The organism is Mesorhizobium sp. 131-3-5 (assembly GCF_016756575.1).
Lineage (GTDB): Bacteria > Pseudomonadota > Alphaproteobacteria > Rhizobiales > Rhizobiaceae > Mesorhizobium > Mesorhizobium jarvisii.
This window is the reverse complement of record NZ_AP023254.1, coordinates 5,434,751-5,454,277: the sequence shown is the minus strand read 5'-3', so window position 1 is coordinate 5,454,277 and position 19,527 is coordinate 5,434,751. Positions and strand designations below refer to the sequence as shown.

16 protein-coding genes are annotated in these 19,527 nt (G+C 61.9%); 9 read left to right on the top strand and 7 right to left on the bottom strand.

The annotated features are described in order from the left end of the window. The first annotated feature begins 32 nt into the window (after positions 1–32). Positions 33–965 carry a glycosyltransferase family 2 protein gene (locus tag JG747_RS26815; RefSeq protein ID WP_019857041.1) on the top strand — a complete coding sequence of 311 codons (933 nt, stop codon included), beginning with the start codon at positions 33–35 and terminating at the stop codon, positions 963–965. Between the two features lie 197 nt (positions 966–1,162). On the opposite strand, the gene JG747_RS26810 is transcribed toward JG747_RS26815, so the two are convergent. Beyond that, positions 1,163–2,614, bottom strand: a complete 1,452-nt coding sequence (locus tag JG747_RS26810) for a phosphomannomutase (protein ID WP_244748233.1) — start codon at positions 2,612–2,614, stop codon at positions 1,163–1,165. Positions 2,615–3,011: 397 nt separating this feature from the next. Here JG747_RS26810 and JG747_RS26805 point away from each other — a divergent pair, with 397 nt between their 5' ends. Both JG747_RS26805 and JG747_RS26800 read left to right on the top strand, forming a co-directional pair. Beyond that, entirely contained in the window at positions 3,012–5,000 is a 1,989-nt protein-coding gene (locus tag JG747_RS26805; protein WP_019857043.1) for a nucleoside-diphosphate sugar epimerase/dehydratase, read from the top strand. A gap of 154 nt (positions 5,001–5,154) precedes the next feature. Continuing rightward, positions 5,155–5,709: a sugar transferase gene (locus JG747_RS26800; RefSeq protein ID WP_202360382.1), complete on the top strand. Its 555-nt coding sequence runs from the start codon at positions 5,155–5,157 to the stop codon at positions 5,707–5,709. Here JG747_RS26800 and JG747_RS26795 read toward each other — a convergent pair. Together JG747_RS26795 and JG747_RS26790 are read right to left on the bottom strand one after the other, a co-directional pair. Next, complete coding sequence (locus JG747_RS26795; RefSeq protein WP_202360381.1) at positions 5,688–6,641, bottom strand: NAD-dependent epimerase/dehydratase family protein; 954 nt, start codon at positions 6,639–6,641, stop codon at positions 5,688–5,690. The genes JG747_RS26800 and JG747_RS26795 overlap by 22 nt on opposite strands. A gap of 18 nt (positions 6,642–6,659) precedes the next feature. Then, positions 6,660–7,913, bottom strand: a complete 1,254-nt coding sequence (locus tag JG747_RS26790; RefSeq protein WP_202362361.1) for an O-antigen ligase family protein — start codon at positions 7,911–7,913, stop codon at positions 6,660–6,662. Positions 7,914–8,503: 590 nt separating this feature from the next. On the opposite strand from JG747_RS26790, the gene cysD reads away from it, so the two are divergent. Genes cysD through cysQ form a run of 3 tightly spaced genes read left to right on the top strand, consistent with a single transcriptional unit; the run spans position 8,504 to position 12,151 of the window. After that, positions 8,504–9,409 (top strand): sulfate adenylyltransferase subunit CysD, encoded by a 906-nt coding sequence (gene cysD / locus JG747_RS26785; RefSeq protein WP_019857047.1) that lies wholly within the window; start codon positions 8,504–8,506, stop codon positions 9,407–9,409. A 2-nt stretch (positions 9,410–9,411) separates the two neighbouring features. After that, positions 9,412–11,349, top strand: a complete 1,938-nt coding sequence (gene cysN / locus JG747_RS26780) for a sulfate adenylyltransferase subunit CysN (RefSeq protein ID WP_019857048.1) — start codon at positions 9,412–9,414, stop codon at positions 11,347–11,349. Between the two features lie 10 nt (positions 11,350–11,359). Then, positions 11,360–12,151, top strand: a complete 792-nt coding sequence (gene cysQ, locus JG747_RS26775) for a 3'(2'),5'-bisphosphate nucleotidase CysQ (RefSeq protein ID WP_019857049.1) — start codon at positions 11,360–11,362, stop codon at positions 12,149–12,151. 13 nt (positions 12,152–12,164) lie between these two features. On the opposite strand, the gene JG747_RS26770 is transcribed toward cysQ, so the two are convergent. The 4 genes from JG747_RS26770 to JG747_RS26755 all read right to left on the bottom strand — a co-directional run bounded on the left by JG747_RS26770 (position 12,165) and on the right by JG747_RS26755 (position 16,164). Continuing rightward, positions 12,165–13,307, bottom strand: coding sequence for a DegT/DnrJ/EryC1/StrS family aminotransferase (locus JG747_RS26770; RefSeq protein ID WP_202360380.1), 1,143 nt, complete (start codon positions 13,305–13,307; stop codon positions 12,165–12,167). Positions 13,308–13,570: 263 nt separating this feature from the next. Next, positions 13,571–14,494, bottom strand: a complete 924-nt coding sequence (locus JG747_RS26765) for a carbohydrate kinase family protein (protein ID WP_019857051.1) — start codon at positions 14,492–14,494, stop codon at positions 13,571–13,573. After that, positions 14,491–14,937, bottom strand: a complete 447-nt coding sequence (locus tag JG747_RS26760; protein ID WP_019857052.1) for an RbsD/FucU family protein — start codon at positions 14,935–14,937, stop codon at positions 14,491–14,493. Before JG747_RS26760 ends, JG747_RS26765 begins: the two co-directional genes overlap by 4 nt. Beyond that, entirely contained in the window at positions 14,938–16,164 is a 1,227-nt protein-coding gene (locus JG747_RS26755) for an ROK family transcriptional regulator (protein WP_019857053.1), read from the bottom strand. It lies immediately after the preceding gene. Positions 16,165–16,432: 268 nt separating this feature from the next. Here JG747_RS26755 and JG747_RS26750 point away from each other — a divergent pair, with 268 nt between their 5' ends. The 3 genes from JG747_RS26750 (at position 16,433) to JG747_RS26740 (ending at position 19,411) form a co-directional block, all read left to right on the top strand. After that, positions 16,433–17,410 carry a sugar ABC transporter substrate-binding protein gene (locus tag JG747_RS26750; RefSeq protein ID WP_394811859.1) on the top strand — a complete coding sequence of 326 codons (978 nt, stop codon included), beginning with the start codon at positions 16,433–16,435 and terminating at the stop codon, positions 17,408–17,410. Positions 17,411–17,570: 160 nt separating this feature from the next. Continuing rightward, entirely contained in the window at positions 17,571–18,632 is a 1,062-nt protein-coding gene (locus JG747_RS26745; protein ID WP_202360379.1) for an ABC transporter permease, read from the top strand. Continuing rightward, positions 18,629–19,411, top strand: a complete 783-nt coding sequence (locus JG747_RS26740; protein ID WP_019857057.1) for an ATP-binding cassette domain-containing protein — start codon at positions 18,629–18,631, stop codon at positions 19,409–19,411. Before JG747_RS26745 ends, JG747_RS26740 begins: the two co-directional genes overlap by 4 nt. Positions 19,412–19,527: the final 116 nt, after the last annotated feature.

Here is a 19,527-nt window from a genome sequence, read left to right as displayed (position 1 = left end):
CATGAAGAACTCAAGTAAGGTGTTCGACATTCGTGGATAGGGCAGATCTGCGCATAGCGGTGCTGATGGGCACGAAAGACGGCGCGGCGTTCATTGATGAGCAGTTGCAATCCCTGCTCGCACAGTCGCATCCGCTCATCGACCTCTGGATCTCCGACGATGGCTCCGTCGACGGCACGGTTCCCATCATCGAAGCCTGGAAGTCCCGCTGGACAAAGGGTCGAGTGACGTTGGTGGAGGGGCCGCACCGAGGGTTCGCCGCCAATTTCCGCTCGATGATACTCGACCGGCGTATCGATGCCGACTTCTATGCCTTCAGCGATCAGGACGATGTCTGGGAGCCGGACAGGCTGGAAAGTGCCATCCAATGGATGCAGGCGTTCGGCGCGGAAACGCCGTTGATGTTCTGCTCGCGAACCGCGACCATGACCGAAACGGGAAGCCTTGTCGGCCAGTCGCCATTGTTTCGGCGGCCGCCATCCTTCCGCAACGCGCTCGTGCAAAGCATCGCCGGCGGCAACACCATCCTGCTCAACCGCACGGCACGCGATCTGTTGGCAAGGGCTTCGGCACGCACGGGCTTCGTGAGCCACGACTGGTGGGCCTATCTGGTTGTCACCGGCGCCGGCGGCGTTGTCCACTACGACCCGCGGCCCCTGGTGCACTACCGGCAGCACGCGGCGAACCTTGTCGGCGCCAACGTGTCGTGGCGGGCAAGGGTCTCGCGGCTTGGGCGCCTGTTCAAGGGCGAGTTTGCCGACTGGACCGATCTCAACCTTGCCGGTCTGGCGGTCAATCGCGACCTCCTTACGCCGGATGCCGCGGCGTGCCTCGACCTGTTCGCAAGCGGCCGGAAGGGCAGTCTTTTCCAGCGTTTGCGCACTCTGCCCGCAAGCGGTGTCTACCGGCAGACTCTTGCCGGGACCCTAGGGCTTTATCTCGCATTCGTCCTGGGTCGCATCTGAAATCGGATCGCTTCAAGGCGCGTGGTCGAGCGGTGACCTCGTGCTCTATTGGCCCGAGCGTTTCTTCGCTGTTACAAGTTGAGGGCGATACGTCGAGGAACGCCGAGCTGTTCTCGCATGAGGCCAGCGAATGCAGTGACCGCCGTCGGAAGGGGCTTGCGCCAGTGCGAGAACCATCTTCATGAGACGCCCGCGGTTTAATCCGTGGACGTGATCGCCCGCGCCCTCTCAAGCGTCAATGCCACGATCGCCGCCGCTCTGTCCGGGTTTGCAGCCTCCGAATAGCAGCGAAGTTCTGGTGCGTTGCCGGAGGGCCGCAAATGGATGATCTCACCAGTCTGCATTCGCATCCTTAAGCCGTCGGTCTCGTCGACTTCGGCAACGGTCCCGAAAGGCGCCAGGAATTGCTGCAATGCATCCCGATCCGCAAGGCGGCGCATCAAGCTGTGCGAGCTTTCCACCGGGAAGTTTTCAAGTCGCTCGCTTGCGCAAACCGGAAGCTTCCAAACCGCGCGCAGCTGCGACAGCGTTTTTCCCGTCGATGCAACCAGACCCAGGACGGCGAGGATCGGGAGTAGGGAGTCCCGTGTCGGCAATGCCGTCAGTGTCTTTCCGCGCAGGGAACAATCCGATCCCAGGAGAACGCCGCCATTGGCCTCGAAGCCTACGACGATGCGACCGGCATGGTATGATGCTTCCATCCCTTCGATAACAAAGGGAGATCCGACCTTCGTTCTCACGACCTCGAAACCGAAAGCTTTCGAAATGCCCGAATTGGAGGTCACCGGCGTCACGACGACGTCTGCCCGCAAGAACAAGGCCGTGGCGAGGCCGATCAGGTCGCCGCGAAAGAGATCGCCATTTTCGTCGGCGATAAGCGGACGATCGGCATCGGCATCTGTCGACACGATGGCATCGAGGTCGAATTCCCCAGCCCAACGCTTGAATTTGGCAAGTGTGGTCGGGCTGACGGCTTCGGTGTCAACGGGCACGAAGGTCCCGGATTTCCCGACAGGCGTCACATGAGCGCCAAGGGATTGGAGAATCTCGACCAGCAGATCCGCCGCCACCGAGCTGTGCTGATAAACGCCGACCCTCATGCCGGAAAGGGAGCTGGGCTCCAATATGATCTCGGCGCGCGCGCGATAGGCGGCGATCGCCTGATCATGGCGTGTCGGCAAGGCCGTTCCTGGCGGAGGCGGAGGGCGATAGGCTCCCGATCTTCCGGCGGCGTATTGTGCCATGGCGGCTTCATCGGCCTTGCTGATCTCGCCGTGCGGGCCGTAAAATTTGATGCCGTTGCGGTCAGCGGGAATATGCGAACCCGTCACCATAAGTGCCGCTGCGCCATGCTGCTGGCCGTACAGCGCCAAAGCCGGTGTTGGAATAGCGCCGCAATCGATCGGTTGAAGCCCGCTTGCCGCCAGGGCCGCCATGCAGTTGGCGGCAATGGTGGGGCTGCTGTCGCGTAAGTCACGGCCCACCAGCACCATGGCATTTGGCTGAATCCCGCCGGCAGCCAGGCGCCAGGCGAAAGCCTCAGTATAAAGCCCACTTGGGTTCCCGACCAGTTCCGAAGCCAGGCCTCTGAGGCCACTCGATCCAAATTTCATCACTTCGCTTTGGCTGATGAGAGGGAAGGTTGTCATATTGAGGTAGGTTCCCCTGTTAACCGAAAAGCGCTTTGCCGCCCACCCGAGGTTTCCTCGAGAGCTTGAAAAATAGTGCGTCGCGATGAACGAACGGGCAACGGCAGCGCTGTAGAAAGTGCGTCAGACGGCAGCCAATCGCATCGCCTGACCTGCTCCTGGCAACAGCGTGAACCTTAAACCTCCCCGCCGGTTGCGCGATATCCTGGTCGACACTTGATCCCGATCGAACCGTCTGTGAAGAAATCTCTGGCGATGACCTCACGTCCACGCTATGCGGTAGCGACGGCGGGGGCCGAGGATTTGACGCTGAGAACAGGTGGCCGGTGACGGATGGTATTCGATCTGACGCCGCATTAGTGTTGAAGTTCTCACGCCTGGAGTTCAATACTCGCCAATGACTTCCTATGCAGAAGCCGTGTTCGGATTTCGACCGAAGATACGGCGCGTCATCATCATGGTCCAGGACCTGCTCATGGTCCTGGTTGCGGTGGCGCTTAGTCTCGTCCTCTCCCGGTCAGACCTTTCGTTCGATGCATTCTCCTACCAAGGCCTGGTCACCTGGCTCGGGATCGTTCTCATCAGTCACCTGCTGTTCAGATATTGTGGTCTCTACACCACGATCTGGCGCTTTGCCTCGACTCCGGACTTTTTCAACATTCTGAAGAGCTGTGCGATTCTGACGGTCGTGCTCTATGCTCTTTCGTTGATGTTTCGTTTCATCCAGCCCGTGGCTGGCCTCAACGAACGCCAATTCATCGTCTTTTTCCTCGTTTCCTTTACCATCATATCGGCGCCGCGGCTGTTCTACCGATTTCTTCGCGACGGCGCGAGTTGGGGCATCCTTACCCACAGGGTCGACAAAGTGCAGGCCAGGCGGGCGCTGTTCGTCGGTCGGCTTGGTGAGGCCGACCTGATCATTCGCTTCACGCGCACGGCAGAGCCGACTGATTATTCCATTGCCGGCATCATGGCGACCGAGCGTGGCGCACCGTTGGGTACACGGATTCAAGGTGTTCCCGTGGTGGCGTCCCGGCCACGCCTGATCGATGTCCTGGAGGACTACGCCGCCGGCACCAGGAGCATCGACCTGCTTATTTTCGGCAGCGGTGTCGAGCATGAGATCGAGGAATATTCCGAGCTTGTGCGTGTCGCCCGGCATGGCGGCATAACCGTCTTGCAGTTCTCGAGCCTTTCGCAGCTTGGGCAGGAGGGAAAGATCGTTCTCGACGAAGTCGAGATGGAAACGATCCTGCGCCGCCCGACCGTGCCGTCCGATATCGCGCGTATTGGTGCCTTCGTCGACGGCAAGCGCGTCCTGGTGACGGGAGGCGCCGGATCTATCGGCCGCACGCTGGTCAAGCGGTCGCTGGAGCTGGGAGCAGGGGCGGTGCTGGTCGCCGACAATTCCGAGTTCGGCATCTTCCAGTTGAGCCAGTATGTCGACGAAAAGGACCATGATCGCCTGAAGGTGCGCATTGTCGATGTCGCGGACCGGCGTCAGATGACTCGTGTCGTCACGGAATTCAAACCGGACATCATCTTTCATGCCGCGGCTCTGAAGCACGTTCCGCTGCTCGAGGAGAACTGGGAATCAGCTATCCAGACCAATGTTTTCGGTACGCTTGTCTGCGCTGAGGTTGCCGCAAAATGCGGTGTTCCTCAGTTCCTGCTCATATCGAGCGACAAGGCCGTGGATCCGACCTCGGTGCTTGGCATCACAAAGAGAGCCGCCGAGCAACTCGTCAGTTCCTTGCACGAAAGCCACGCAATCGCGCCGGACGGGCGCCGTTCCGGAACCAAATTCATAGCCGTGCGGTTCGGCAACGTGTTTGGCTCCAATGGTTCGGTGGCGACCATCTTCCAGGCACAGATCGAAGCCGGCGGCCCGGTCACGATTACCGATCGACGCATGACCCGTTATTTCATGACGGTGGCGGAAGCCGTCGACCTCGTCATCATGGCGGCCGCCGACGCCCAGTCGCGTAACGGCAAGGACGACTATGCCATCTATATGCTGGACATGGGCAAACCCGTGCCGATTCTCGAAGTCGCGGAAACCATGATCCGCATGGCCGGCAAGACGCCCTATGCGGATATCCCGATCCGCTTCACCGGTATCAGACCCGGCGAGAAGCTGCATGAGACGCTCCAGGGCGCCAATGAAGAGATCATCACGCTCGACATCGCCAAGATCTTCGGTCTCAGGACCGATGTGGTGGCGTGGCCTAGGGTTCAGGCCTCGCTGGCCGCGTTGCAGGCGGCAATGAAGAGCCAGGACAAGGCTTCCGCCCTTGCCGTGTTGGCGCAACTCCATCTGCCGGAGACGCCAGCGCCCGACACGCGGCAGGAAACTGGTCCGAGAACGGTCGGGCAAGCAGGTTAGATACGTTGCAGCTGACGGTTGAATGGCGGGATTTTGCCTGGATATCGATTCCGCGGCCGGCGGTGTCGGAGCAATTTCCGCCGGGAAAGCGCTTCTGGCTTTTGCTGGGGAAACCGTTTCACACTCTTCCTGGAATGGCTCTAGTGATCAGGGGATGGCCGTGAAGGGACTGAAGCGCGCCTTCGATCTCGTCGCGGCAGTCTTGCTGTTGTTGGTGACATCCCCTGTTCTATTGCTCTGCATGCTTGCGGTGCGGGCATCGTCGCCCGGTCCGGTGATTTTTTCACAGACGCGGGTCGGCCGCGATGGTGTGTTGTTTCGCTGCCACAAATTGCGGACGATGTATCAGGGAACGCCCTCCTTGCCCTCGCACGAGGCGCCAGCAAATGCCGTGACCGCGGTCGGAAGGACCTTGCGGAAGTTCAAGCTCGATGAGCTGCCGCAATTCTGGAATGTTCTTCGGGGCGAGATGAGCCTGGTCGGGCCGCGCCCTTGCCTGCCGACACAGACGGAACTGATCGAGCGCCGCCGGCAGCTGGGGGTTTTGGCGGCACGACCGGGCATTACCGGCATGGCCCAGATCAGGGGCATCGACATGTCCAACCCGCAGCTTCTGGCCAAAACGGATGCCGCCTATCTCAGGACGGCGTCGTTCTGGCTCGACCTTCGCATCCTATTTGGAACGCTCTATCGCCACGGGGGCGATTGAGCGTCTCCGAGCCGCGCTATTTCGGCCAGCCGCTCCAGCGTCCCGGTTTCCGGCAGCCAGCCTTCGGATACGAGCAGGGAAGGGTCGCATATCTGTGTCGCGGTCAGGCTGTCCCAGGACGCCCGCTTGCCCAAGAGGATCGCGGCTGCACGCAACGGCTTGGCGTGCATGGCCACAAGGCGCCTCGGCCGTCCGAAGCCGTCGCGAAAGGCGCCGACAATGTCGGCGATCGAAACCGGCGGCACATCGCTGGCGACATAGATCGATCGCAGCCGCCCCGAAAGGCTGAGAAGATGCCATACCGCGCCTGCCGTCGATTGCGATGACAGCAGCGAGCGGGTTCCCGTCAGGGCACCTCTCGGCAGCGGCAGGCCCGAATCGGCCAGGCGCATCAGCGCCGCCAAGTTTCCTTTCATGCCGGCCCCGTAGACTGGGGGCAGTCGCAATACGGTGGCGTCGGAACGGCCATGCGACGCATAGGCGTCCAGCACCCCGATCTCTGCTTCGCGCTTCGAGCGCCCATAGGCGCATTGCGGATGGGGGATCGTGTCCTCGTCGATCGTTGCGCTGACGCGCGCGCCGATCACGGCCCGGATCGAGGAGAGCAGGATGAACCGTCCACTTGCCTGTTCGGCCACAGCCTGCGCCAGCCTTGCGCTCAATTCCGCATTGGCCGCCCGAAAATCGGCTTCGGTGGCGTTGCCTTCATCATTGTTCAGACCCGCGCAATGAACGACATCGGTAACCCCCCTGGCAAGCGCCAGGAAGGCAGCCGCCGGCGCATCGACATCGGGCATCTGCATGGCATCATGTCGCGGACCAAGCCTCTCCGGGTAGCGGGACGCGAGGCGGAGCTCGGTGCCCGCCTCGCGAAGCCGATGCACCACCTGACGACCGATGAAGCCTGTCGCGCCTGTGACCAGGACTTTCATTGGTCTTGCCCCGAACGGCTATTGAGTGAAGCGAAGCGCCCGATGTTCCATCCCTGGAAGAAGGGCGTCTTCCGTCACCGGCGGAAGCACGCGCTCTTCCATCTCGGGCGGAAACGCCTGGTCTTGCGGCAACGGAGCCTGACGGCCCGAGGCGAGATACGTTCCCGACACCAGGAAGACCATCAGCACCGAGTCCAGAATGTCGTGGCCAATCAGGATGCCTGTCATCCCGGACGTGAGATAGGTGATCACCACGATGACAATCATCGTAGCGCCAAAACGCTCGATCGGATCGGTGCTATTTCGCAAAACCACGGCTGCATTCCTGGCGGCAACGACGAAGATCGCCGCCAGCGTCAAGGCGCCCAGAAGTCCTGCCTGCACCAGGGCGGTCAGGAAGCCGTTGTGGAAATGATTGAAGCCTGCATCCATCCCGAACTGATCGTGGAAGCCCTGTTTTATCAAGGCCTGGGTGGCACCCACTCCATGTCCGAACAGCGGCATCTCACGAAACGCTTTCAGACCAATGTCCCACACGGCCAATCGCAATCCTATAGCCGTCGTGTGGTCACCCTTGAGGGCGAGCGCGTCCAAGTCGGAACGCAGAAAGTCGACACGCCCGGATATGGTCTGGAAGCCGACAGCAGCGATCACGGCGCCGGCCGCCAGCAACAGCACCAGCAGGCGAATGGCGTTCCTTCCCTTGAGCCTATGCTGGTTGATCAGCAGAACGGCGATACCGGCAATCAGCAGTGCCAGCCAGACAATTCGGGTGCCGGAGTAGATGATGGCGATCGTCCCGCCAAGTGCCGCACAAATGAGGGCGATCCTGTGTCTCTCTGTATCGGACAGAGCGCCTGCCACGCAGACCACCACGGCAAGGCAGAGGACCTCCGCGAACACAATTGCATTCCCGGCCCCACCCTCGGCGCGGATACCAAGCCAATGTTGTTGGAAGACCGCCAGAAGCAGCGCGACAAAACAGGCCGCCATGCTGCTCAGCACGATGATACGGACAAGCGTTGTCTTCTGCGTAATGCTCCAGGTCGAATAGGAGATGGGGAAAAACAGGAAGGTGACAAGCGGGATCAGGTGCAATGCATCCCTGGCGATCGCGTGGTTGACGATGGACGCCACCAGATTGGCCGCGCAATAGGCATAGATCGCGATGGTCATCGCCATCATCGCCGGGTCGATATTGAAGCGCCTTTTCCTGAGAGCGAGCAACAGGACGGACCACAGAGCGCCGCCATTGAACACGAAGCTGACCACCGATCCCAAAACCGGTGGAAAAAAGAAGCAAAGAATGGAGAAGTAGATATTGATCCGCGAAGGCGTGAGTTGCTGTCTTGCAGACGAAAGACCGGTCAAGTTTCGGGCCCGCTATTCTCGAGTAGCTCTATGCGGCACATCCTGTTCGGCGGAACCGAATGTGCTCGCGTTGAAATTTGCCCATGCCTGATGACGCATCTTGCCCGCTTCCGGAGGTTGTATAGCGGCTGGGCTGTCTTTTCGATAGTGCGGTGGAGCTTGTCGTCACCTAAAATCGGCGGCCGGTGCCCGACGATTGGGAATGGGCTCAAGCAGCGTCTGTCGTCATGGTCTGCCGAGCAATTTTTTCCCGGCCTTTTCCCGGCTGCAGGCATTGCGAACAGAAATTTCCGGGTTTTGGCGAAAGCATGGAAAAATCATTCCCGAACTGACTGCTGCCGGGCTCGTCTTGCATTGTTTTGCCGTGCGCCGATCTGCTAGAACGCCCGCACGAAACACTTTGTCCAGAAGCGACGCTTGAACCGGGCACAAAGCTCGATGATTTGACGCAAGGACTTCTGTCGCAAGGCACGAGAGAACGCTCACAGTCTATGATAACAGCGCTTACGCATCTGCAGCGGCTTGAAGCCGAGTCCATCCACATTTTCCGAGAGGTTGCGGCCGCCTTTGCCAAGCCGGTCATGCTCTATTCGGTCGGCAAGGATTCATCCGTGCTGATGCATCTGGCAATGAAGGCGTTCTATCCCGCCAAGCCGCCTTTCCCGTTTCTTCATGTCGACACGACCTGGAAGTTCCGCGAGATGATCGCTTTCCGCGATCAGATGGCGCAAAAACACGGCTTCGACCTTTTGGTGCATGTTAATGAAGACGGTGTGCGCGACAACATCAATCCGTTCGACCACGGCTCGAACACCCACACCCACGTGATGAAGACGGTGGCGCTGCGCCAGGCACTCGACAAATACGGTTTCGATGCCGCCTTTGGCGGCGCCCGCCGCGACGAGGAGAAGTCGCGCGCCAAGGAGCGCATATTCTCGTTCCGCAATGCCCAACATGTCTGGGATCCGAAGAACCAGCGTCCCGAAATGTGGAAGATCTTCAACACCCGCATCGCATCGGGTGAATCGATCCGCGTTTTCCCGCTGTCGAACTGGACCGAGCTCGATATCTGGCAGTACATCCTGCAGGAGAACATTCCGATCGTGCCGCTCTATTTCGCCAAGGAACGGCCGGTGGTGGAGCGTGACGGGATGCTGATCCTCAAGGACGACGACCGCATGAAACTGCGCCCCGGCGAGACAGTGGAGAACCGCTTGGTGCGGTTCCGCACTTTGGGCTGCTATCCGCTCACCGGCGCCATCGAATCCGATGCCGACACGCTCGAAGCCATCGTCGGCGAGATGCTGACCGCGCGCACATCCGAGCGGCAGGGCCGCCTGATCGACCGTGACGAAGCCGGCTCGATGGAAAAGAAGAAGCGCGAGGGGTATTTCTGACCATGCGTCACATCATGGCAAAAAGCCTCGCCCCCACCGACAGCATCCGCGACTACCTGGCCGCGCAGGAAAAGAAGTCGCTGCTGCGCTTCCTGACCTGCGGTTCGGTCGACGACGGCAAGTCGACGCTGATCGGCCGCCTTTTGTCCGACACCAAGCAGATTTTCGAGGATCAGCTTGCCGCGCTCGAACGCGATTCGCGCAAGCACGGCACCACCGGCGATGACATCGATTTCGCGCTGCTGGTCGATGGTCTCGAGGCCGAGCGCGAGCAAGGCATCACCATCGATGTCGCCTACCGCTTCTTCGCCACGCCGAAGCGCAAGTTCATCGTCGCCGACACGCCCGGCCATGAACAATACACGCGCAACATGGCGACAGGCGCCTCGACCGCCGATCTGGCGATCGTGCTGATCGATGCGAGGCAAGGGGTGCTGCGCCAGACGAGGCGTCATTCGATCATCGCCTCGCTGCTCGGCATCCGCCACATCGTGCTGGCCGTCAACAAGATCGATCTCGTCGATTTCGACCAGGCGGTCTTCGACCGGATCGTCAAAGACTACGGCCAATTCTCGCGCGATCTCGGCTTCCAGACCATCGTGCCGATCCCGATGTCGGCCCGCTACGGCGACAATGTCAGCGGCCGCTCCGACAACATGCAGTGGTATTCCGGCCCGACGCTGATCGAGCACCTCGAGAGCGTTTCGGTCGAAGAGGCTGCCGCCGAGCAGCCGTTCCGTTTTCCGGTGCAGTACGTCAATCGCCCAAATCTCGATTTCCGCGGCTTTGCCGGCACGATCGCGTCCGGCGCCATCGTGCAAGGCGACGAGGTCGTCGTCGCCAAATCCGGCAAGTCCTCGCATGTCAAACGCATTGTCGCTCATGGCGGCGATCTCAAACAGGCGGTGGCCGGCCAGGCCATCACGCTTGTTCTCGACGACGAGGTGGAGGTCTCCAGAGGCAATATGCTGGTTTCGCCGGCCGCCAGGCCGCAGGTCGCCGATCAGTTCGCAGCCAACATCGTCTGGTTTGATGAGCATGCGCTGCTGCCGGGCCGCTCCTACATCCTGCGCACCGAAACCGACCAGACCAGCGCCACCGTCACCGACCTGAAATACCGCATCAACGTCAACGACTTCGCCCATGAGGCGGCCAAGTCGCTTGAAATGAACGAAGTCGGCATCTGCAACATCTCGACACGGGCGCCGATCGCCTTCGATCCCTTCGCCGAGAACCGGACCACAGGCGCCTTCATCCTGATCGACCGCATCTCGAACGCCACCGTCGGCGCGGGCATGATCGTGCACTCGCTGCGTCGTGCCGAGAACATCCACTGGCAATCGCTCGATGTCGGCAAGCGCGTGCGCGCCGACATGAAGAACCAGCGCCCTGCCGTGTTCTGGTTCACCGGGCTTTCCGGCTCCGGCAAGTCGACCATCGCCAACCTGTTCGAGAAGAAGCTGTTCGCCACCGGCCGGCACACCTATATTCTGGACGGCGACAATGTCCGTCACGGTCTCAACCGCGATCTCGGCTTCACCGATGCCGACCGCGTCGAGAACATCCGCCGGGTCGCTGAAGTGGCCAAGCTGATGGCCGATGCCGGGTTGATCGTCATTGTCTCGTTCATTTCGCCGTTCAGCGCCGAACGGCGCGTGGCGCGCGAATTGATGGCCGATGGCGAGTTCATCGAGGTGTTTGTCGACACGCCCTTCGAGGAATGCGCCAGGCGTGATCCGAAGGGGCTTTATGCGCGCGCGCTGAATGGCGAGATCAAGAATTTCACCGGCGTGGATTCACCTTACGAAGCACCGGAAAACCCGGAGATCCATCTGAAGACGCTCGGCAAATCGGCGGAAGAGATGGTAGATGCCCTGGAACATTGGCTGAATGAGCGCGACATTGCCGAAGACCAATATGAAAGTGGCGGCGGTATCTGACGATAGGTCGATGCTCGACATCTTCGAGCGGCTGGCCCTGGCGGCTGGACGTGAGGTGATGCGCGTCTTCCACGCCGGCTGCGCCGTCGACCGGAAATCGGACGCCTCGCCGGTGACTGAGGCGGACCGCGAGAGCGAGAAGATCATCCTCTCCGGCCTGCGCGCGGCATTTCCCGACATTCCCTGCGTGGCCGAAGAGGAAGCGGCGGCTGGAATCATGCCGACCGATCTCGGCGAGGCCTTTTTCCTTATTGACCCGCTCGACGGCACCAAGGAATTCGTCAATCGCCGCACCGACTTCACCGTCAACATCGCGCTTGTCCGCCATGGCGTGCCGGAAGTCGGCGTCGTCTTCGCGCCTTGCACCGGCCGCTTCTTTTCGGGACGGCCGGGCAGCGCGGAAGCCCTGGAAATCGATGACGACTATCAGATCATCGGCCGCCGGCCGATTTCGGTGAGGGCGGCCGCGTCACCGCTGGCCGTGGTTGCCAGCCGCTCCCACAACACGCCGGAAACCGAAGCCTATATTCGCGACCTCGGCGCCGCCGAGATCGTTTCCGTTGGCTCGTCCTTGAAATTCTGCCTTCTTGCCAGCGCCGAGGCGGATGTCTATCCGCGCTTTGGACGCACCATGGAATGGGACACCGCGGCGGGCGACGCGGTGCTGCGCGCGGCTGGCGGTACGACACGCACGCTGGACGGCAAGCCCTTGGCTTACGGCAAACGCGACCAGGCCGACGACGAGGATTTCGCCAATCCGCATTTCATCGCCAGCGGCAGGGCAGGGGCGAGCCCCGCCTGAGAGTCGCTGCCTACTACTCGGCTGCGGCCTGCGCCGAGTTCGAGCCGATATAGTTGCGGATCGTCTCGATGATCCGGTCCTGGTCGGCTTCGCTGAGATAGGGGTGCATCGGCAGGCACAGGATGCGCTTCGGCAGCTCCTCCGAGACGGCAAGACCGGTCGGCGTACGTGGGTAGTCGCTATAGGCGACCTGCGCATGCAGCGGCTTGACGTAGTAGATGACGGACGGAATGCCCTTTTCGCTCAGATGCGCCTTCAGGCCGTCGCGCTTGGGCGTCTCGATGGCGTACTGCGCCCAGGCCGAACGGCTGCCATCGAGGTTGCGGGCTGCGGTGACCATGTCGCCCAGCCCTTCGGCATAGCGGTTTGCCACCACCTGGCGCGCCACCATCTCGTCTTCGAGAATGGCGAGCTTTTCGATGAGGATCGCCGCCTGCAGCGTGTCGAGCCGCGAATTGATGCCGACGCGGATGTTGTCGTACTGCGTCTCGCCCTTGCCGTGGAAGGCAAAGGAACGCAGCTTGTCGGCCATCTCGTCGTCGTTGGTGAACATCGCGCCGCCATCGCCATAGCAGCCAAGCGGCTTGGCGGGATAGAAGCTGGTCGAGCCGACATGGCCGAACGCACCGCACATCTTGCCGTCAAGCGACCCACCCATCGACTGGGCGGCGTCCTCGATCACCAACAGCCCTTCGCGGTTGGCGATCGCCATGATCGCATCGTAATCGGCGGCGAGGCCGAACAGGTCGACCGGGATAATCGCCTTCGGCTTCAGCCGGCCTTCCTTCTTGATCATGGCGATGGCCGCCTCGAGGCTGGCGATGTCGATGTTGTAGGTCACCGGATCGACATCGACGAAGACAGGTTCCGCCTTGGCCAGTGCCACCACTTCGGCGGTGGCGGCGAAAGTGAAGCTCGGCACGAACACGGCATCGCCCGGGCCGATCCCGGCGGCAAACAGCGGCAGCAGCAGCGCATCGGTGCCGTTGGCGCAGGCCACGACATGTTTGGTGCCGATATAGGCAGCAAGCTTCTTCTCGAACTCCGCGACCTGCGGGCCCAGGATGTAACGGCCGTCCTCGACGACATGGTCGATCGCGGCCTTCAGCCGGTCGCGGATGCGTTCGCGCTGTGCGCCAAGATCGATGAACTGCATGTCAGCCTCAAAAATGATTTTTAACCGGGCGGTCTGGCCAAATAACGGCCCGCTGGTACCAGAGTTGCGCTTACCGAGAAAGCCGGACAGCCAGAGCCGCCAATTGCCTGGGTGTCGCAGTCTGTTACCTCCGATTTCCGGCGTATCTTCACAAGATGCCGGAAATCCGGGCTTCGTCGGGCGCGTTTGCACCCTTATAGTCCCGCTGGGCGGCCCCGCGAAACATAAAGTGATCGGCTGGCTCAACTTAAATTGAGCGTTACTCAGGCGATTTCATGCCGCCATGGCGGATTGGCGCCCGCGCGCGACACGGTCACTGCCGCTGCCTTGGCACCAAGCGCCAATGCCTTGCGAATGGCGTCTTGCGGAAGGCCGCCGATGGCCGCCTTCGTCAGCAGGCCCTGTTCATGCAGCGAGGCAAGGATGCCGGCGTTGAACGTATCGCCCGCGCCGACCGTGTCGACCACCTCGACCTTTTCCGGCATCACGGTGACGGTGTGGTCTTTGGTGTAACCGACGGCACCTTCGCTGCCATGGGTCACGACGATCAGCTTGGGTCCGCGGTCGAGCCAGTTGCGGATGACATCCTCGTGCGAGCCGGCTTCGCCGAACCATTGGAGGTCTTCGTCCGACAGTTTCACGATGTCGGCCATCGCCATCATCTCGCGGATGCGCCTGAGGTGCTTGGCCTTGTCCGGGATGAAGTTCGGCCTGATGTTGGGGTCGAGCATCATGACGCGGCTTGCATGCTCGCGCCGCATGAACTCTTCATAGGCGCCGCCGGCGGGCTCCGAGATCAGGCTGATGGCGCCGAACAGCATGGCCTCGATCTCGTTGCCGAGCGACGGCAGGTCGTCGATCGTCAGCATGCGTCCCGCGGTGTTCTCGTCGTAGAACGTGTAGGTCGCCTGGCCATTGGTGAGCCGCACGAAGGCGAGGGTGGTCGGCCTGGGCGAGGTGTGCGCATAGGTGGAACTGACCTTGCTCGCTCCGAGCGCGTCCCTGAACTGGCCGCCGAAAAGATCCGACGACAGGCCCGAAAAGAAGCCGGCCGGTGCGCCCAATCGGCCAAGCGCGATCGCCGTGTTGAACACCGCGCCGCCGACATAGGGGGCAAAGGCCGGCTCGCCCTGCATCGTGACGCGCGGCAGCATGTCGATGAGGGCTTCGCCGCAGCAGAGGATCATGGCGTCTTGGTCTCCGGCGGATAGATCACGCCCTTGCGGATGATGATGTTGGCGTAAAGCCTGGGCTCGCTTGTCGCGACAATGGCATGCGCCGACTTGACCCGTGCATAGAAGTCGGCGCCGGCCAGTGCAACCACCTTGCGGCCCGGTGCGTGTTTGGCGCAGATCGCCTCGATCTCGTGATGGACTGGATCGGCAATCGAGGGATTGCCTTTGACCGAGGCGCGAAACAGGGCTTCCGGAACGGCGTCGTCGACCGGCAGCACACTCAGGATCGCATCGAGCACGGGAATGAGCTGATGACCATCGGCCCGGATCAGGCGCTTTGCCTGCTCCTCGGCCGGATAGTTTCCGTCGACCAGGGCGATCTCATCGCCATGGCCCATGGCGCGCAGTGTCGCCAGAAGGTCCGGACCGAGCAGCGCCGGGATTCCGATAAGCATTCAGGCGCTCCTGGAAATGGTCGTCGAGCCGATCAGGAAGCGCTCGGAAAGCGGCAGGCTGGCGCCGCCGAGCGCCCGGGCATGAATGCCGACGGTCCCCTCGCGAACGGCGGGAAGTTTCAGACCTTCGCCGTCGATTGTCGCAATGGCCGCGATGATGGCATCGACCAGCCTGCGGCGCACCGCCTGCGGCATCCAGCCGTCGACCACCGCCGCCTCGAAATCGATGACCGAGGACGCCGCGACGATGGCATAGGCGAGCGCCTGTGAAGCGCTGGCGATCCAGTCGGCGAGTTCGGGACCGATCTCGCCCCAGTCCTCGGGCGAGGTCCATAGATGCGAGGCCTCGACGCCGCGGGCATTGAGCGCTTTTTCCAGCATGGCGATCGACGCCACGTCGATCAGCTGGGTAGGTTTGCCGTCTGGTCCGGGCACCGGCATGGAGCCGAGCGCGCCTGCATTGCCGGTTGGCCCGCCAAACAGCCGGCCGTTGAGCACGATGCCGCCGCCGGCGAAGGCGCCGATATAGAAATAGACGAAGTCACGCGCGCCGCCTGCTTGGCCGAAGACGAGCTCGGCGCCGCAGGCCGAGGTGGCGTCGTTCTGCAGATAGACTGGAAAATCGCATTGCGACTGGATATCGGCCCTGATGTCGCGGTGGCGCCATTCGTCCATGACATCGCGCGGCGCACCGGCGGTGTCGGCCCAGTTCCACAGTTCGAACGGCATGGCGATGCCGAGCCCGGCGATGCGCTTGTCCTGTGCCGGTGTCAGTTCGCCGCGCATCTTTTTCATGCCTGAAGTCACGAATTCTACCGTCTCGCGCGGCGCCGGATAGCGATAGGAGTGCTGTAGCATAGAGCGCACGTGCCCAAGAAAATCGATCAGCACCAGTTCCGCGCTGCGGCGGCCGATCTTGAGGCCGATGAAGAAGGCGCCCTCCGGATTGAGCGCCATAGGTATGGAGGGCTGGCCGATCTTGCCGCGCAGCGGCGCCTGGCGCACGAGCAGGCCTTCTTCCTCGAGTTCGCGCATAATGACCGAAACCGTCTGCGCCGAAAGTCCAGTCATGCGGGCGATGTCGGATTTCGCCAGGCTGCCTTGCTGGCGCACCAGCGAGAGTACAAGCCGCTCGTTGTGATCGCGCATGCCGCTCTGGTTGGTGCCGCGGTGAATCAGGCTGTCATTCGCTTCGGGCGAACCGTGCCTCGCAGTGGCGGTCTCCACCCTGTTCCTCCCATCGTTTCCCCTCAATGCTTTTGGGCCAGAATGAGTGAACGACGCAAGGCTGTCAATAATAAATAAGAGTGATTTAATTATTGACAGCGGCTGCGGTCTGGTGTCTGTTGAGGCGGCGTCCACGCTGGGAGAATTTCGTAGGATGCGCCGTAGATGCCGGTTGGTCGGCATCCGGAATGGTTCCACTGGGAGGAAGATCGTGACCAATACAAAATTGTTGAAATCGACCGTGTTTGCCGCGGCTGCCCTGGGTCTGATGGCGTTTGCGTCGTCCGCCTCCGCGGCCGGCGTCGGCGCTTGCTTGATCACCAAGACCGACACCAATCCGTTCTTCGTCAAGATGAAGGAAGGCGCGACCGCAAAGGCCAAGGAACTCGGCGTCGACCTCAAGACCTATGCCGGCAAGATCGACGGCGATAGCGAAAGCCAGGTGGCGGCGATCGAAAGCTGCATTGCCGACGGCGCCAAGGGCATCCTGATCACTGCATCCGACACCAAGGGCATCGTGCCGACCGTGAAGAAGGCGCGTGACGCCGGCCTGCTGGTGATCGCGCTCGACACGCCGCTCGACCCGATCGACGCGGCCGACGCGACCTTCGCCACCGACAATCTCGAGGCCGGCAAGCTGATCGGTGCCTGGGCCGCCGCGACGCTCGGCGACAAGGCCAAGGACGCCAAGATCGGCTTCCTCGACCTGACGCCGTCGCAGCCGACCGTGGACGTGCTGCGCGACCAAGGCTTCATGATGGGCTACGGCATCGACGTGAAGGATCCTAACAAGATCGGCGACGAAACCGATCCGCGCATCGTCGGCCACGACGTCACCAACGGCAACGAGGAGGGCGGCCGCAAGGCGATGGAGAACCTTCTGCAGAAGGACAACACCATCAACGTCATCCACACTATCAACGAGCCCGCCGCAGTCGGCGCCTACCAGGCGCTCAAGGCTGTCGGCCTTGAAAAGCAGGTGCTGATCGTCTCCGTCGACGGCGGCTGCCCCGGCGTGAAGTCGGTGACGGAAGGTGTCATCGGCGCGACGTCGCAGCAGTACCCGCTGCAGATGGCGGCGCTCGGCATCGAGGCGATCGCCGCCTTCGCCAAGGATGGAACCAAGCCGAAGCCGACCGAAGGCAAGAATTTCTTCGACACCGGCGTCAACCTGGTGACCGACAAGCCGGCCAAGGGCGTAAAGTCCATCGACACCAAGGAAGGCCTCGCCAAGTGCTGGGGCTGATGCTGGTCTGACCGGCAATTACAGAACTCGATCGGTCGGGGCTTGATCCCCGGCCGCTTCGGGTGGACGATGGGTCGCGTGACCGCGAACAATCCCGGCGACAGACCGGAAAGGCGTGGACGGGCGTCGGCGCTAGGCTGACCCCTCACGGGGAGGAAACATGGCTCAAGCTCAGGAATTCGAGAAGGTTCTCTCGGGCAGCGACACCAGCGTTGCCGCGTTCGACGAACACAAATCCGCAGTCAGGCGCGTCCAGCACTTCCTGCATTCGACGCCGGCGGCGGTGCCGCTGATCGTGCTGGTCCTGTCGATCATCATCTTCGGCATCACCATTGGGGGGCGCTTCTTCTCGTCCTACACGCTGACGCTGATCCTGCAGCAGATCGCCATCGTCGGCATTCTGGGTGCTGCGCAGACACTGGTCATCCTGACCGCCGGCATCGACCTGTCGATCGGCGTCATCATGGTGATCTCAGCCGTGATCATGGGCAATTGCGCCGTCAGCTACGGCTTGCCGAGCGTGGTGGCCGTGGCGCTCGGGCTTGCCGCCGGTGCTGCCTGCGGGCTGCTCAACGGGTTGCTGGTCGCCTACATGAAGCTGCCGCCTTTCATCGTGACGCTGGGCACGTGGAACATCGTCATGGCCACGAACTTCATCTATTCGGCCAATGAAACGATCCGTGACACCGACGTCGACACCCAGGCGCCGCTGCTGCATCTGTTCGCCCTGAGCTTCAAGGTCGGCACCGCGGTGCTGACGCTCGGCGTCATCGCCATGGTCGCGCTGGTGCTGCTGCTTTGGTACGTCCTCAACCACACCGCCTGGGGCCGCCATGTCTACGCTGTCGGCGACGACCAGGAGGCAGCCAAGCTGTCGGGCATCCAGACCAAAAAGTTGCTGGTGACGGTCTACACCCTTGCCGGGCTGATCGCCGCTTTCGCCGCCTGGGTCTCCATCGGCCGCAACGGTTCGATCTCGCCGTCGGCGGCCGTCACCGACTACAATCTGCAGGCGATCACCGCGACGGTGATCGGCGGTATTTCCCTGTTCGGCGGGCGCGGCTCGATCCTGGGCACGCTGTTTGGCGCGATGATCGTCGGCGTCGTCTCCATGGGCCTCAACATGCTGGGCGCCGACCCGCAGTGGAAAGTGCTGCTCACCGGTGTGTTGATCATCGGCGCCGTGGCGGTCGACCAATGGATCAGAAAGGTTTCCGCATGACCCAGGACCCCATTCTCACCGCGCGTGGCCTGGTCAAGCGCTATGGCCGCGTCACCGCCCTCGACAATGCCGACTTCGACCTCTACCCGGGCGAAATCCTCGCCGTCATCGGCGACAACGGCGCCGGCAAGTCGTCGCTCATCAAGGCGATTTCAGGTGCAGTCGTGCCCGACGAAGGCGAAATCCAGCTTGAAGGCAAGACCGTTGCCTTCAAGTCGCCGATGGAGGCCCGCGAAGCCGGTATCGAGACCGTCTACCAGAATCTCGCTCTGTCGCCGGCACTGTCGATCGCCGACAACATGTTCCTCGGCCGCGAGATCCGCAAACCCGGCTTCCTTGGCCAATGGCTGCGTATGCTCGACCGTCCGGCGATGGAAAAGCGCGCTCGCGACAAGCTCACCGAACTCGGCCTGATGACCATCCAGAACATCGGCCAGGCGGTGGAAACGCTCTCGGGCGGCCAGCGCCAGGGTGTCGCGGTGGCGCGCGCCGCTGCCTTCGGCAGCCGCGTGGTGATCATGGACGAGCCGACGGCAGCCCTTGGCGTCAAGGAGAGCCGCCGTGTGCTCGAACTGATCCTCGACGTGAAGAAGCGCGGCCTGCCGATCGTGCTGATCTCGCACAACATGCCGCATGTCTTCGAGGTGGCCGACCGCGTCCATATTCATCGCCTCGGCCGTCGCCTCGCCGTCATCGATCCCAAGCAATATACGATGTCCGACGCCGTCGCCTTCATGACCGGCGCCAAGGCGCCTCCGGAGGCAGCACTGGCCGCCTGATTGTCAAATTGCCGCAGGGTAAGTCGGCGCACGTCCATCTAAATCGATTGAATATATGTTGCGATGCGGTAACATGGGCTGGGATGAATGGTGAAAGCCGGTATGATCGTTGCAAC

Coding starts and splice junctions, on each gene's coding strand:
- JG747_RS26810 (WP_244748233.1), bottom strand. CDS start 2,614: ATGACAACCTTCCCTCTCATCAGCCAAAGCGAAGTGATGAAATTTGGA.
- JG747_RS26805 (WP_019857043.1), top strand. CDS start 3,012: ATGACTTCCTATGCAGAAGCCGTGTTCGGATTTCGACCGAAGATACGG.
- JG747_RS26800 (WP_202360382.1), top strand. CDS start 5,155: ATGGCCGTGAAGGGACTGAAGCGCGCCTTCGATCTCGTCGCGGCAGTC.
- JG747_RS26795 (WP_202360381.1), bottom strand. CDS start 6,641: ATGAAAGTCCTGGTCACAGGCGCGACAGGCTTCATCGGTCGTCAGGTG.
- cysD (WP_019857047.1), top strand. CDS start 8,504: ATGATAACAGCGCTTACGCATCTGCAGCGGCTTGAAGCCGAGTCCATC.
- cysN (WP_019857048.1), top strand. CDS start 9,412: ATGCGTCACATCATGGCAAAAAGCCTCGCCCCCACCGACAGCATCCGC.
- cysQ (WP_019857049.1), top strand. CDS start 11,360: ATGCTCGACATCTTCGAGCGGCTGGCCCTGGCGGCTGGACGTGAGGTG.
- JG747_RS26770 (WP_202360380.1), bottom strand. CDS start 13,307: ATGCAGTTCATCGATCTTGGCGCACAGCGCGAACGCATCCGCGACCGG.
- JG747_RS26765 (WP_019857051.1), bottom strand. CDS start 14,494: ATGATCCTCTGCTGCGGCGAAGCCCTCATCGACATGCTGCCGCGCGTC.
- JG747_RS26760 (WP_019857052.1), bottom strand. CDS start 14,937: ATGCTTATCGGAATCCCGGCGCTGCTCGGTCCGGACCTTCTGGCGACA.
- JG747_RS26750 (WP_394811859.1), top strand. CDS start 16,433: ATGGCGTTTGCGTCGTCCGCCTCCGCGGCCGGCGTCGGCGCTTGCTTG.
- JG747_RS26745 (WP_202360379.1), top strand. CDS start 17,571: ATGGCTCAAGCTCAGGAATTCGAGAAGGTTCTCTCGGGCAGCGACACC.
- JG747_RS26740 (WP_019857057.1), top strand. CDS start 18,629: ATGACCCAGGACCCCATTCTCACCGCGCGTGGCCTGGTCAAGCGCTAT.